Origin of the sequence: Streptomyces sp. VTCC 41912, assembly GCF_045799175.1 — a bacterium.
GTDB classification, from domain to species: Bacteria; Actinomycetota; Actinomycetes; order Streptomycetales; family Streptomycetaceae; genus Streptomyces; species Streptomyces albulus_C.
On record NZ_JBJMAB010000002.1, the window covers coordinates 59,836 to 72,894 of the forward strand.

The 13,059-nt window shown below is 73.6% G+C and carries 12 protein-coding genes; 4 read left to right on the forward strand and 8 right to left on the reverse strand.

Annotated elements, in window-relative coordinates; translation table 11 throughout:
• The first annotated feature begins 38 nt into the window (after positions 1-38).
• Complete coding sequence (locus ACJ6WD_RS03605; RefSeq protein WP_331248551.1) at positions 39-971, forward strand: heavy metal transporter; 933 nt, start codon at positions 39-41, stop codon at positions 969-971.
• Positions 972-1,289: 318 nt separating this feature from the next.
• A complete protein-coding gene (locus ACJ6WD_RS03610) occupies positions 1,290-1,748 on the forward strand; it encodes a hypothetical protein (protein WP_016573352.1) in 459 nt (152 codons plus the stop codon).
• Positions 1,749-1,832: 84 nt separating this feature from the next.
• Here ACJ6WD_RS03610 and dapC read toward each other — a convergent pair whose 3' ends face one another.
• The gene (dapC, locus tag ACJ6WD_RS03615; RefSeq protein WP_233656895.1) at positions 1,833-2,960 is read right to left on the reverse strand and encodes a succinyldiaminopimelate transaminase; all 1,128 of its coding nucleotides are present in this window, start codon (positions 2,958-2,960) and stop codon (positions 1,833-1,835) included.
• A 193-nt stretch (positions 2,961-3,153) separates the two neighbouring features.
• A complete protein-coding gene (gene fdxA / locus ACJ6WD_RS03620) occupies positions 3,154-3,480 on the reverse strand; it encodes a ferredoxin (protein ID WP_233656896.1) in 327 nt (108 codons plus the stop codon).
• A 142-nt stretch (positions 3,481-3,622) separates the two neighbouring features.
• On the opposite strand from fdxA, the gene ACJ6WD_RS03625 reads away from it, so the two are divergent.
• Together ACJ6WD_RS03625 and ACJ6WD_RS03630 are read left to right on the forward strand one after the other, a co-directional pair.
• On the forward strand, positions 3,623-4,678 hold the full coding sequence (locus ACJ6WD_RS03625; RefSeq protein WP_331248549.1) for a GNAT family N-acetyltransferase: 1,056 nt from the start codon (positions 3,623-3,625) through the stop codon (positions 4,676-4,678).
• Positions 4,679-4,694: 16 nt separating this feature from the next.
• Positions 4,695-5,591 carry a transglutaminase-like domain-containing protein gene (locus ACJ6WD_RS03630; protein WP_233656898.1) on the forward strand — a complete coding sequence of 299 codons (897 nt, stop codon included), beginning with the start codon at positions 4,695-4,697 and terminating at the stop codon, positions 5,589-5,591.
• Between the two features lie 20 nt (positions 5,592-5,611).
• Here ACJ6WD_RS03630 and ACJ6WD_RS03635 read toward each other — a convergent pair whose 3' ends face one another.
• The 6 genes from ACJ6WD_RS03635 to ACJ6WD_RS03660 all read right to left on the reverse strand — a co-directional run bounded on the left by ACJ6WD_RS03635 (position 5,612) and on the right by ACJ6WD_RS03660 (position 12,774).
• Positions 5,612-6,733: a PP2C family protein-serine/threonine phosphatase gene (locus tag ACJ6WD_RS03635; RefSeq protein WP_233656899.1), complete on the reverse strand. Its 1,122-nt coding sequence runs from the start codon at positions 6,731-6,733 to the stop codon at positions 5,612-5,614.
• Between the two features lie 142 nt (positions 6,734-6,875).
• Positions 6,876-7,481: a response regulator transcription factor gene (locus ACJ6WD_RS03640; protein WP_233656900.1), complete on the reverse strand. Its 606-nt coding sequence runs from the start codon at positions 7,479-7,481 to the stop codon at positions 6,876-6,878.
• Positions 7,482-7,579: 98 nt separating this feature from the next.
• Positions 7,580-8,845: a sensor histidine kinase gene (locus ACJ6WD_RS03645; protein ID WP_331248548.1), complete on the reverse strand. Its 1,266-nt coding sequence runs from the start codon at positions 8,843-8,845 to the stop codon at positions 7,580-7,582.
• Positions 8,842-9,579, reverse strand: a complete 738-nt coding sequence (locus tag ACJ6WD_RS03650) for an ABC transporter permease (protein WP_016572730.1) — start codon at positions 9,577-9,579, stop codon at positions 8,842-8,844. Before ACJ6WD_RS03650 ends, ACJ6WD_RS03645 begins: the two co-directional genes overlap by 4 nt.
• Entirely contained in the window at positions 9,576-10,535 is a 960-nt protein-coding gene (locus tag ACJ6WD_RS03655) for an ABC transporter ATP-binding protein (RefSeq protein WP_233656902.1), read from the reverse strand. The genes ACJ6WD_RS03650 and ACJ6WD_RS03655 overlap by 4 nt, the downstream gene beginning before the upstream one ends.
• A gap of 175 nt (positions 10,536-10,710) precedes the next feature.
• A complete protein-coding gene (locus ACJ6WD_RS03660; RefSeq protein ID WP_407615130.1) occupies positions 10,711-12,774 on the reverse strand; it encodes a hypothetical protein in 2,064 nt (687 codons plus the stop codon).
• Between the last annotated feature and the right edge of the window lie 285 nt (positions 12,775-13,059).

Genomic DNA, 13,059 nt, shown 5'->3' on the forward strand with positions numbered 1-13,059 from the left:
ACCGACCCTATCGGCAGCCCTCGGGTACGTTGTGCTGCGTGTCCGCCCAGCCCGTTTCCCCGGCCCGCCGTGCCCGTCGGTGGCGCACCGCCGCGGCGGTCGCCGTCCTCCTCGGAGTGATCGCGTACCTCTTGGTGCAGTACGTCACCAGCGGCCCCGGGGCGCCGCGCTGCACGGTGCGGGTCCAGGGCGACGGGGATCCGTACGAGCTCAGTCCCGAGCAGGCCGCGAACGCCGCGACGATTTCCGCGGTGGCGGCCTCGCGCGGGCTGCCGGAGCGGGCGGTGACGATCGCTCTGGCAACCGCCATGCAGGAATCCGGACTGCGCAACATCAATTTCGGTGACCGGGATTCGGTGGGGCTTTTCCAGCAGCGTCCTTCGCAGGACTGGGGAACCGTGAAAGAGATCATGGATCCCGTCTATGCGTCCGGGGAGTTCTACCGCCATCTGGTGAAAGTTCCCGGCTATTCGCGACTGCCTTTGACCGTTGCCGCACAGAAGGTGCAACGCAGTGGCTATCCGCAGGCGTACGCGAAGCACGAGGCGAACGCCGCACTGCTCACGGGGGCGTTGACCGGCCGGAGCGGGGACGTGTTGAGCTGCACGGTGAGCCACCCGGTGGACAGTGCCGGGCCGGACGGTGCGGCGAAGGTGCGGGAGCAACTGGTGCGGGAGTTCGGCTCCGGGGTGCTGCCGCGGACCGGGGGCAGCGGCGGGCGGGCGCCGGCGGCGGGCCGCAACCTGACCGTGCCGGTGCGGCCCGACGCGTACGCGACGGCGAGCGACGACGTCGCGCAGCGCGGCTGGCAGCTGGCGAACTGGGCCCTGGCGCACGCCGCCGACCTGCACATCGACCGGATCACCTACGCCGGGCGGACGTGGACGGCGGCCGACTCGGACAAGGGCTGGCAGGGCCCGGCGGGCGCCGGGGGCGCGGCGGACGAGGTGCGGATCGTCACCGCGCAGTAGCGCGTTTCCCCCTGACGCGCCGGCCGACTTGACCGCCCGGAGCCGCAATCCCCTTTACCTGACCGGTATTTCACCTGGTTGCGACCGTATCCTCGGCCAATTCCCGTGCGTTTAAAGGTCTGTGACGTTTCCGTACGACTTCGGGGCACGCGCACATTGCTCATCTTTATCCGGGCAGATTATGTGACACGTTGCCAATTCTTTACCGGAGTTCACCGCAACCTTCGGACTCCTGACGCGGTAATCAGGGCGTCCGTCCGCCCGGCGGACATGGCACATCTGTCAGAAGTACGAGTCCTTCTCCGTAAAAGGAGCATCATGTCCCTCCCCGTTACGCGTCGGATCGCCCGAGCCGCCCTGCTGGTCGCAGCAGGCGCCGCTCCCGTGGTCGCTGCGGCCGGATCCGCGAGCGCCGTGAACCTGCCTCCGTCGGGCAGCGAACTGGGCGGGCTGACCACCCTGGACTCCGCGAACACCAGCAAGGCCCTGGACAGCACCGCCCGGACCGGCGTCGGCCTGGTCAACGCGACCGGCAAGGAGGCCGCCGAGACCCTCGCGCCCGCGCTGGTGCGCACCCTCGCCCCGGTCGTCGAGGAGGCCGCGCCGTTCACCCAGGAGACCGCCCGCAAGGCGGAGGGCATGGCCCGTCCGGTGGCGAGGAAGGGCATCTCCACCAACTCGCTGGCCGCCGACGCCGTCAAGAAGCTGGTCGGTGCGCCCCAGGGGGCGCAGACGCCGGTGCACGGCCTGATCGGCGGGATGCCGATCGGCCGCTGACGCGTCGAGACGCCGCGCGACGACGCGGGGGCCCGGGGAACTGCTCTCCCCCGGGCCCCCGCGCGCGTCGGTGGGATCAGTGGCTCATCCGGCCAGGCGGCGCACCGCGGCGGCCACCCGCTCGTCGGTGGCGGTGAAGGCGATCCGCACGAACCGCTCCCCCGCGGTGCCGTAGAAGTCGCCGGGGGCGACCAGGATGCCGCGCTCGGCGAGGTCGCGGACGGTGTCCCAGCAGGGTTCGTCGCGGGTCGCCCAGAGGTAGAGCGACGCCTCGCTGTGCTCGATGCGGAAGCCCGCGGCCTCGAAGGCGGTGCGCAGGGCGGCGCGCCGTCGGGCGTAGCGGTCGCGCTGTTCGGCGACGTGCGCGGTGTCGCCCAGCGCCGCGACGGTGGCGGCCTGGACCGGCGCGGCGACCATCATTCCGCCGTGCTTGCGGATCTGCAGCAGCTCGCCGAGGACCGCGGCGTCGCCCAGCAGGAACGCGGAGCGGTAGCCGGCGAGGTTGGAGCGCTTGGACAGCGAGTGGACGGCGACGATGCCGTCGTAGGAGCCGCCGCAGACGTCCGGGTGCAGCACGGAGACCGGCTCGGCCTCCCAGCCCAGTTCGAGGTAGCACTCGTCGCTGACGACCAGGACGCCGTGCTCGCGGGCCCAGGCGACGGTGCGGCGCAGCTCGTCGACGGTGAGCACCCGACCGGTGGGGTTGGACGGGGAGTTGAGCCAGAGCAGCTTCAGGCCGGTCGGGTCGAGCTCGGTCGGCTCGTCGTAGACGACCGGTTCGGCGCCGGCCAGGCGGGCGCCGACCTCGTAGGTGGGGTAGGCGAGCCGCGGGTAGGCCACCGTGTCGCCGGCGCCCAGGCCCAGCTGGGTCGGCAGCCAGGCGACCAGTTCCTTGGAGCCGACGACCGGCAGCACGTTGGTGTGCGCCAGGTCGGGGGCGCCGAGGCGCTCGGCGGCCCAGCCGGTGAGCGCGTCCCGCAGTGCCGCGGTGCCCCACACCGTCGGATAGCCCGGGCTGTCCGCCGCGTCGGTGAGCGCCTGCCGGACCAGGGCGGGGACCGGGTCGACCGGGGTGCCGACCGACAGGTCGACGATGCCGTCGGCGTGCGCGGCGGCGGTCGCCTTGTACGGCTCCAGGCGGTCCCAGGGGAAGGCGGGCAGCCGGTCGCGGAGGGACGCGCCGGACGGGTGGCGGGAGGAGACTGCGCCCACGGTGCTCTCTTTCTCGTACGGGGTGGCGCGGGGGACGTCGGCGTGCGAAAACGCATCGGTCCCGTACGGCGGGTGGGCCGTACGGGACCGGGCGGCGCCGTGCGGCCTTCCCCAGCTCACGCCGGGGCTGCCCCCGGCGGCCTCGGAGGTGCGAGGGAGCGGGCCGGCTCCCTTCCGCCCCTCCGGGGGGTGATCAGTGGTCCTGGTTCTGCGGCGGCAGTGCGGCGACGAACGGGTGGTCGCGCTCGATCAGGCCGAGCTTGCTGGCACCACCCGGGGAGCCGAGCTCGTCGAAGAACTCCACGTTGGCCTTGTAGTAGTCCTTCCACTCCTCCGGGGTGTCGTCCTCGTAGAAGATCGCCTCGACCGGGCAGACCGGCTCACAGGCACCACAGTCGACGCATTCGTCCGGGTGGATGTACAAGGACCGGGAGCCCTCGTAGATGCAGTCGACGGGGCACTCCTCGATGCAAGCCTTGTCCTTGACGTCGACACAAGGCTGCGCGATGACGTAGGTCACGCTGTCGTTCCTCCTCAGTAGGGCCGGCGGACCGGTCGTCGGTACCGCCGCTGGGCGCGCGGGAGCGCGGCGTCGTCGATGCCCGCCACCTAGTATCTCCGTTCCCGGGCACGAGACGAACAAGAGGGGCGGTTACAGAGCGATGGAATTCCTCGCCGGCGGACGCGCAGAGGTCCGGATCACCCATGCTGACGTGGGCAAAAGGGTATCCGTCCGGCGCTTGACCGGGGCCGGGAGCGAGGGGCCGGCCTTCACCGACGCGGTCGGGGTTCTCACATCATGGAACGATGGTGTGTTGAGCATCACACGGCGCGAGGGCGAGTGCGTGCGGATCGAGGAATCCACGCTGGTGGCGGCCAAGGTCGTACCGGCGGCACCGGCCCGGAGGAAGGTCCCGGCGGCCACGGTGCGTGAGCTCCAGACCATCGCGGCCCGCAGCTGGCCGGCCATCGAGACGGAGCGTCTCGGAGAGTGGACTCTGCGGGCGGCCGTCCAGGAGCTTCCCGGCGGAGCGGCGGCCGGGAAGCGGGAGGGCTTCACCCGGCGGGCCAACTCCGCGCTGCCGCTCGGCGACCCCGGCCTGCCCCTGGAGGAGGCACTGGCCCGGACCGCCCGGTGGTACGCCGACCGGGGGCTGCCCGCCCTGGTCACCGTGGCCACCGGCCGGGCCGACACCGACGAGCGGCTGGACGAGGTGCTGGCCGCCCGCGGCTGGACCGCCGAGGCGCACACCTCCGTGCGGATCGCGGCCCTGGCACCGCTCGCGGACACCGGCGCCGACACCGCGGACGTGCAGCTGTCGCGGCAGCCGGACGCCGACTGGCTGACCCTCTACAACCGGGCCGGCACACCCACGCCCGAGGCGCGGGCGGTGCTGACCGGCGGCCCCTCGGTGTGGTTCGCCCGGGTGCCGACACCGGACGGCGGCACCGCGGCGATCGGGCGGCTGGTCGTCGACGGGCGCTGGGCGGGCTTCGCCGCGGTGGAGACCGCGCCCGACCTGCGGCGCCAGGGCCTGGCGTCCCGGGTGATGGCGGCCCTCGCCGGGCGGGCGCTCCAGGAGGGTGCCTCGGCGGCGTACCTCCAGGTGGAGAGGGACAACGCGGGCGCCCTGGCGCTGTACGACGGGATGGGGTTCGTCGAACACCACGGCTATCACTACCGACGCGGCCCGGCGGGCGGCGGGGTCGACGCCTGAGGGGGGTCCGTTCGACATGGGTGAGCGTGCGGAGCGCGGGGAACCGGAGCGGGACGCGGCGCGCGAGGAGCGGCGGCGGCAGTTCGCGGCGGCGGCCCGCGAGGAACGGCCGGACCTCGCGCTGCTGTGCCTGCTGATCGGCGCCGAGGCCGACCCGGCCCTGGACGAGGCCGGCATAGACGCGGCACAGATCGAACTGGACCGGCTCGCCGGCCTGCTGCCCTACGCCCCGGCCGGGTCCGCGGCGGGCCGTCCCGGCCGCAGCGGACCGGAGGTATGGGCCCGCAACCTCGCCGCGCTGCTCGGCGCCCGGGAGGGCTTCGGCGGCTCGCCCGCCGACTACCGCAGGCTGGAGTCGTCGCTGCTGCACCAGGTGCTGCGGCGGCGGCGCGGGCTGCCGATCCTGCTGTCGGTGGTCTGGATGGAGGTCGCCCGGCGGGCCGGGGCGCCGGTGTACGGGGTGGCGCTGCCGGGGCACTTCGTGATCGGCCTGGGCGACCCGCGCGGGCGGCACGTGCTGGCCGACCCCTTCGAGGGCGGGCGGCTGCTCACCGACCAGGACGCGGCGATGATCGTCGCGGGGGCGAGCGGTGCCGCGCTCTCGCCGGGGATGCTGGCGCCGGCCGGCCCGTTGGAGGTCGTTCTGCGCATCCTCAACAACATCCGGGCCTGGGCCCAGGCCCGCCCGGAGCACAGTGCGGTCCAGTTGTGGGCGCTGGAGCTGTCGTTGCTGCTGCCCAGCCATCCGGCGCGGCTGCGCCACGAGCGGGCGCAGCTCCTGGTCGAGCGGGGCGAGTTCCTGGCCGGGGCGGCCGAGTTGGAGGAGTACGCGCGGGTGCTGGAGCCGGTCCAGCCGGCCGCCGCGACCGCGCTGCGCCGGGAGGCCGGGGCGGCCCGGGCCCGGCTGAACTGAGCGGGCGGCCGGGCCCGCCCTCAGGCCGCCGCGGTCCGGGCCGGTGCCGGCGCGGCGTCGTTCACCGGGGCGCGGCGGACCACCAGCAGCGTCGCGTCGTCCTTGAGGTCGCCGCCGGTGAAGTGCTCCAGGTCGGCGCGCAGGGTGCGGGCCAGTTCGGCGGGCTCCAGGTCGATCCAGGCGGCGATCCGCTCGGCCAACGGGTAGAAGCGGCCGTCGCCGCCGCGGGCCTCGGTGACGCCGTCCGTGCACAGCACCGCCCAGTCGTGGGGCTCGGGCTGGATGCGGACGCTGCGGCGGGGCTCGTTGCTGAGCCCGCCGAGCCCCAGCGGGAGCCCGCCCTCCCCGTCGGAGCGCTCGTGGACGACGCCGTCGCGCACCAGGTAGTACGGGATGTGCCCGCAGGACAGCAGCCGGGCCCGGCCCGCGCCGCGGACCTCCACCAGCAGTGCGGTGACGAAGCGCTCGTCGGTGCCCTCCTCGGCGGAGCGGGCGTTGTAGCGGGTCAGGGCCTGTTCCATCCGGCCGGCGACCCCCTCCAGCGACTCCTGGTACTGCGCCGCCTCGCGGAACGACGCCAGCACCTCCAGGCCCGCGCCGATCGCCGGCATGCCCTTGCCCTGGACGTCGCCGATCAGCAGCCGCAGTCCGTGCGGGGTGTTGACGGCCTCGTAGATGTCGCCGCCGACCCGGGCGCCCTCCTGCGCGGACACGTAGAAGCCGTACGCCTCCAGCGGTCCGGCCCGCAGCGGCAGCTCGCGCAGCATGGCCCGCTGCACGGTGTCGGCGACCAGGGTGGTGCGGGCGTGCAGCGCCTCGCGTTGGAGCCGGGTGCGGCACAGCACCAGCGCGAAGACGCCCACCAGGAACGCGCCGAAGACGCCGACGACCCGGCTGGCCGGAGCCCAGTCGGGCACCGTCAGCAGGTCGACGTAGGTGAGCGAGACGACGTAGACGACGGCCACCAGCAGCGTGCGGGGATACGAGCAGCGCAGCGCGGCGACCAGCGGGGCGATCCCCATGAACGCGGAGATGTGCAGCTCAGGGCCGGTCGTGGCGTCGACCGTCGCGACGACCAGGATGGCGAGGATCAGCAGCACGGGGGCGAGGAGGCCGCCCTCTGCGGGGCGCTGGGCTGGCATGACACTTCAAGCCTGCGGGACGTTGCGCGGGCGCGCACAGGGGCGAAGGTCCACCCGCCCCGGGTGAAGGTCCCGGGAGCGGTGCCGGTGGTGCGGACCCGCCAGCGGCCGGACGGAGGGCGGGACGCTAGGGGCGAAAGGGTCAGAGCCAGCCCTTGTCGCGGGCCGTGCGGACCGCCTCGGCGCGGTTGCGGGCGCCGGTCTTCTGGATGGCGAGCGAGAGGTAGTTGCGGACGGTGCCCTGCGAGAGGTGCAGCGCGGCGGCGATCTCGGCGTTGGTGGCGCCGTCCGCGGCGGCGTGCAGCACCTCGCGCTCGCGGTCGGTCAGCGGGCTGGCGCCGTCGGCCAGGGCGGCCGCCGCCAGCACCGGGTCGATGACCCGCTCCCCGTCCAGCACCCGGCGCACCGCGTCCGCGAGCCGGGCCGCCGGGGCGTCCTTGACCAGGAAGGCGTCCGCGCCGGCCTCCATCGCCCGGCGCAGATAGCCGGGGCGGCCGAAGGTGGTGAGGATGACGACCTTCACACCGGGCAGTTCGTCGCGCAGCCGGGCCGCGGCGTCCAGTCCGCTCAGGCCCGGCATCTCGATGTCCAGCAGTGCGACGTCGACGTCGTGGGCCCGCGCCTGGGCGAGGACCTCGTCGCCGCGCGCCGCCTGGGCGACGACCTCCAGGTCGCCCTCCAGGGACAGCAATGCCGCCAGCGCCTCCCGGACCATGGACTGGTCCTCCGCCAGCAGCAACCTGATCATGCGGGCCAGCTTACGGCCTGGGACGGCCGCGGCGGCCCGGAACCGGTGCGACCGGCGACCGGCGACGGTCCCGACCGGACGGGAGGTGCCGACCGGGCCTAGGCCGGCCCGTTCACCGGCTCCGGAGAGGTGTCCGGCACCGGGTTCGGGCCGCTCGGGGAGGCCGCCGGGGTGGTCGCGGGGACGTAGGCGCGCAGCGCGAATCCCCTGGTCCCGGTGGCCTGCCCGGTCTGGAGGTGTCCGTCGGTGAGGGCCAGTCGCTCGCGCAGGCCGGCGAGGCCGTTGCCGTCGTGCTGGCCGCGGAGCGGGCCCTCGCCGTCGTCGGTGACCACGAGGCAGACGTAGCGCCGGTCGTCGGCCTCCCGTTCCTCGGTGAGCAGCAGGTCGCAGCGGCGGGCGCCGCTGTGCCGGACGACGTTGGTGACCGCCTCGCGCAGCGCCCAGGCCAGGGCGCCCTCGGTGTCGGCGGTCAGCCCGTGGAACTCGCCCTCCAGCGACGGGTCGACGGTCAGCGCGATGTCGGCGGTGCGCAGTGCGGCGCGCGCGCCCGCCAACTCCCCCGCCAGCCGGGGGCGGCGGTAGCCCGTGACCGCCTCGCGGACGTCGACCAGGGCCTGCCGGCTGACCTGCTCGATGTCCGCGACCTGCCGGGCGGCGTCCTCGGGGCGGTCCGGCAGCATCCGCCCGGCCAGCTCGCTCTTGAGGGTTATCAGGGAGAGCGAGTGCCCCAGGAGGTCGTGCAGGTCGCGGGCGAGCCGCAGCCGCTCCTCGTTGGCGGCGAGGCGGGCGACCTCCTCCCGCGCGACGCGCAGCTCCTGGCTGGTGCGGACGAGGTTCTGCACGCCGATCATGACGAAGCCGCTGCCGAGGGCGGGGAGCGCGTAGGCGAAGAGGTAGTAGTTGCGGATCTCGGGGTAGTGGGCGCCGATGGCTATCAGCACCACGGTGATGAACGGGATGGCCCAGCGGGAGCGCTGCCAGGGCAGCACCACCGCGGAGGCCACGCTGGTGAAGATGAACAGCACCAGCCAGGAGTAGCCCAGCGTCCACGTCAGGGCGACGGACAGCGCCAGCATCACGCCCAGCGGGGCGTACCGCAGCGCGACGGGCGGCTTCTGCCACATGTGGCGGAAGATCAGGACGAGATAGGCGAGGACGAAGAGCGTGAGGCCGACGGCGCCCCAGACCCGCTGCGCGGTGGTGAAGGCGTGACTGGTCAGCTCCGCCACCGGACCGGCGAGGTAGAGCAGCCAGACGCCGACCCACATCGACTTGCGAAGGGCCTGGCGGCGGCTGCGCGGGCGCTGCCCGATCAGCACCGGGTTCCGGTCGTCGGCCGCGCTCTTCGTCTGCACCTGTCTCATGCCTTCCGAGTGTCCTTGCGGTACAGCCAGGCTGCACCACCCACGAAGACGACGAGGTAGCCCAGCAGGATCGCCATGTCCTTGACGTGCGGCGCGCCGCCGGCCTCGACGGCGGTGCCCAGGGCCGCGTAGGCGTGCGTCGGCAGCCACTCGGAGACGTTCTGCACCCACTGCGGCAGCAGCGTCATCGGCATCCACAGGCCGCCGAGGAAGGCCAGGGCGAAGAAGCAGAGCATGGAGACCGGGCGGACCGCGTCGCCGCTGGCCAGGTAGCCGATGGCGACGCCCAGGGCGGCGAAGACGAAGCTGCCGAGCCAGGTGCCGACGGCGATGGCGATCCACTGCCAGGCTTCGAGGCGGACGCCCTTGACGGCGGCGGCAACGATCATGACCAGCAGGATCGAGGGCAGGCTGACCGTCGCCGCGGCGGCTATCTTGGCGGCGACGTAGCCGCGGCCGGGCAGCGCGGTCAGCCGGAGCTGGCGCACCCAGCCCTGTTCGCGCTCCTTGGCGATGCGCTCGCTGTTGCCCAGCAGGACGGCGGTCATGGCGCCGAAGGCGGCCATCGAGACCATGTAGTAGAGCCCCATGTTGAGACCCGTCCCGGGGAGCGGCTTGCTGTCCGCACCACCGGCGATGATCAGGTACAGCGCCGGCGGGTAGATCACCGAGAAGAACATGAACTTCTTGTTCCGCAGCGCGCGGAGGATTTCGAGCTTGATCAGGGTGGTCATCGGGCCGCCTCCTCGGCGGTGGTGATGGCGATGAACGCCTGCTCCAGGCCGAGGCCGGAGACTTCGAGGTTGCGCGGGTAGAGGCCGAGGCCGTAGAGGGCGTGCACGGTGGCGTCCGCGTCCTGGGACTGGATGCGGACGGTGCTGCCGGAACCGGCGTGGGACACCGTCAGGGAGGTGAGGTGCGGCAGCGCCTCCAGCGCGCCGCGGTCGGCCGCCCCCTCCAGGTCGAAGGTGATCCGGCGGGCGCCGGCCCGGGCCTTGATCTCGGCGGAGGTGCCGTCGGCCAGCACCCGGCCGCGGTGCAGCACGATCACCCGGTCGGCTATCTCGTCGGCCTCTTCCAGATAGTGCGTGGCGAAGAGGACCGTGCGGCCCTCGTCGGCCTGGCGGCGCATCGCGCCCCAGAACGTCTGCCGGGAGGAGACGTCCATGCCGGTGGTGGGCTCGTCCAGCACGATGAGGTCGTTGGCGCCGGCGGTGGCCAGGGCGAACCGCACTCGCTGCTCCTGGCCGCCGGAGAGCTTGCCGACCACCCGGTCGGCGATGTCCGTGATGCCGGCGGCGGCCAGGATCTGGTCCACCGGATAGCCGTGCGGGTGCAGGTCGCGGGCGAGCCGGACCAGCTCCCGGACCTTGACGCCCTCCATCAGGCCGCCGCTCTGGAGCATCGCGCCGACCCTGCCCAACTGGATGGCGCGCTGCGGGGTGGTGCCGAACAGGGAGACCGACCCGGTGTCGGGGGTGCGCAGGCCGAGGAGCAGGTCCAGGGTGGAGGACTTGCCGGCGCCGTTGGGGCCGAGGAGCGCGACGGTCTCGCCGGGGTGCAGCTCCAGGTGCAGATCGGCCACCGCGCGCACCGCGCCGTAACTCTTACTGACCCCCTGGAAGCTGACCACCGGTGCCCGTCCCGCGTCGACCGCGGTGGTGGCTGGGGTGGTAGCTGTCGTCGTCATGCCATTCAGCTTCCCGGATCGTCGGGCCGGGCGGCAGTGTCAGGTGTCCGCAAGGCGGTATGACAGATGTCATGGGTGAGGCCCCCTGGGGGAATCCCTGAGGACTCGCCCGAGAGGGCCTCTGAGCTGTGCTTCTGCTGAACCGGCGGCGGCCGGACGGGCCGCCACGGAGGGCTCAGCTGCCGTTGGTCGCGATGGTCTGCACGCGCTCGGCGGGGGTCTTGCCGACCAGCGCCCTGCCCACGGCGCTGGCCACCTCCTCGACGCTGACCGGGTGCTTGGTCCCGTCGCCCTTGGTCACCATGACGTTGTCGAAGGTGTTGCCGTAGAGCTCCTTGAGCGCCGGCCGGTCGTAGTACGGCACCAGCTCACCGCTGATGATCTTGAACGACAGGAACTTCGGGATGGACTTCTGCGGGCTGAAGGAGACCGTGTGCCCGGGGTCCGTCCGGACCGTGATCAGCCCGGACATCGCCGGCTCGGCGAACTGCTGGAGCGCCTTGTCCACCGCGGCCTTGCTGACCTTGGGCTGCTGGGTGGTGGCGGCGAGGACCACGGGGGTGTCGCCGCCGGTGCTGACGCGGTTGAGGTAGGCCGCGGCGATCTTGTCCTCGGAGGCGGCGACGTCGATCGCCTTGTGGGGCGCGCCGTAGTGGGGCACCGCCTTGCCGTTCTCGAACGTGATCCCGCCGTCCATCTCGGCGTTGGCCGGTCCGGTCACGCCCTGGAGCGCGATCGCCAGCTTCTCCTTGTCGGTGACCACCGCGGGCTGGGCGGTGCGCTTGACGCCGAAGAGCGAGCCCACGACGGAGATCGGGTTGTAGTCCCGACCGGACGCGTTGCGGACCGTTGCCTGGAGGTCGACGTCCAAGCCCGCCAGGGCCGGCAGCAGGGTCTCGGACTTGCCGTCCACGGTGATCTTGAGCGGCGCGGAGCGGCGGTCCTTGAGGGCGGTCTCCAGCTTCTTGACCGCGTCGTCCTTGGAACTGCCGCCGATGTCCACACCCAGGGCGGTGGTGTTGTTGGGAACGTCGGAGTGGTCGAGCAGCAGCCCGGCACCGTAGGCGACACCGGCCAGGACGACGACCGCGACGCCGATCAGCACCAGCTTGCTGCGGCCCTTCTTGGGCGGGTTGATCGGCTCGGGGATCTTGGGCCGCGGCTTGGCGGCGGCACCGTCCTCGTCGCTGCCGGAGGCCCCGGCGAACGGGGTGGCGGCCGACGGGCCGTCCTTCCCCGGCACCTTGGGGATGCCGCTGACGAGGGTGTCGCCGGACAGCCGGCCACCCGGGCCGCCGCCCTTGGGGCCGCTCTTGGGGCCGCTCTTGGAGCCGGTCCCGGCCGCCGGGCCCTTGGGACCGCCGCTGGCCAGGCCGCCCGCGATGCCGCCGGTCACGCCGGGGCCGCCACCGGTGCCGGCGGACGGCGCCGGCGGCTGCGGGGTGAGCTCGGCGGTGTCGTCGCTGAGTCGGCCCGCGGCGCTCTTGCCGGCGCTGGGGTCGCTGAAGCCGGGCGGGAGGTCGAATGCCGAGTCGCCGCGCGCCGGGCCGGACGTCGGACCGTTGGGGGCCGCGCCGCCGGCCGGCGCGTCGAACGGGTTGCGGTCGCCGGTGGGCCGGGCCGGCGCGTCGAACGGCGAGCCGCCGCGCGGGCCGCCGTCGAACGGGGACGCCGCGGCGCGGGGACCGCCGTCGAACGGGGAGGGCCCGGTCAACGGGTCGTTGCCGAGGGCGGAGCCGCCCAGGGGGTCGCTGCCCAACGGGTCGCCACCGAGCGGGTCGCCGCCGAAGGGCTTGCCGCCCAGGGGGGCACCGCCGAGCGGGTCGCTCCTCAGGGGGTCGCTGCCCAGCGGGTCGCTGCCCAGCGGGTCGCTCTCGTAGGGCGAGACGCCCGGCGCGCGGCCGCTCTGCGGGGCCGGTCCGGAGCCCGTCGGCGCGTCCGAGAAGTAGGGGAGGTCCGGGCGCGGCGCGGACGCCCCGCCGGGCGCGCCGGGAGTTCCCGGTGCCGGGGCGGCGTCGGCGGCCGGCGGCTTCCCACCGGTCTGGCCCTGCTGCTTGCGCGGCGAGAACCAGTCGCTGGTCGTCTTCTCCTTGGGGGCGGCGGGTGCCTCCTCCGCCTCCTCCGGCCGCGGCGTCTCCGCCGTGCGTTCGGCGGGCCTCTCACCACCGAAGGCGGGACCGGACGGCCCCCGGGAACCGGACGGGCCGGCGGAACCGCCGGGTGCAGCCGATGCGTTCATGCCGGACTCCTCACCGACGGGCTTGCGCACGACGACCGGCGGGATGGGGCGGGACCCCGGAATGTTGATCTTGATCCGCGTCGTCAGCGTGGTCTCGGTTTTGGGTTCCTCCGGCCGGTCCGCGGCTCCGCTTCCCGGCGCCTCGCCGGCTTCTCCCCTGGGCGAACCGTAGGGCGGTGTCCCCGACGGGTACACGGCTCCGCCGCGGCCCCGGGGGCCGGAGGACGAACTGTCAGATTCACGACTCAAAGCAGGTTCTCCCGGTTGGCTCCGCCGCTCGTCAGA

Excerpts from the sequence above, each read along its gene's own strand:
- ACJ6WD_RS03635 (WP_233656899.1), bottom strand. The coding sequence starts at position 6,733 with ATGCCAGCCCAGCGCCCCGCAGAGGGCGGCCTCCTCGCCCCCGTGCTG.
- ACJ6WD_RS03610 (WP_016573352.1), top strand. The coding sequence starts at position 1,290 with ATGTCCCTCCCCGTTACGCGTCGGATCGCCCGAGCCGCCCTGCTGGTC.
- ACJ6WD_RS03660 (WP_407615130.1), bottom strand. The coding sequence starts at position 12,774 with ATGAACGCATCGGCTGCACCCGGCGGTTCCGCCGGCCCGTCCGGTTCC.
- ACJ6WD_RS03630 (WP_233656898.1), top strand. The coding sequence starts at position 4,695 with ATGGGTGAGCGTGCGGAGCGCGGGGAACCGGAGCGGGACGCGGCGCGC.
- ACJ6WD_RS03645 (WP_331248548.1), bottom strand. The coding sequence starts at position 8,845 with ATGAGACAGGTGCAGACGAAGAGCGCGGCCGACGACCGGAACCCGGTG.
- ACJ6WD_RS03625 (WP_331248549.1), top strand. The coding sequence starts at position 3,623 with ATGGAATTCCTCGCCGGCGGACGCGCAGAGGTCCGGATCACCCATGCT.
- ACJ6WD_RS03655 (WP_233656902.1), bottom strand. The coding sequence starts at position 10,535 with ATGACGACGACAGCTACCACCCCAGCCACCACCGCGGTCGACGCGGGA.
- ACJ6WD_RS03640 (WP_233656900.1), bottom strand. The coding sequence starts at position 7,481 with ATGATCAGGTTGCTGCTGGCGGAGGACCAGTCCATGGTCCGGGAGGCG.
- ACJ6WD_RS03650 (WP_016572730.1), bottom strand. The coding sequence starts at position 9,579 with ATGACCACCCTGATCAAGCTCGAAATCCTCCGCGCGCTGCGGAACAAG.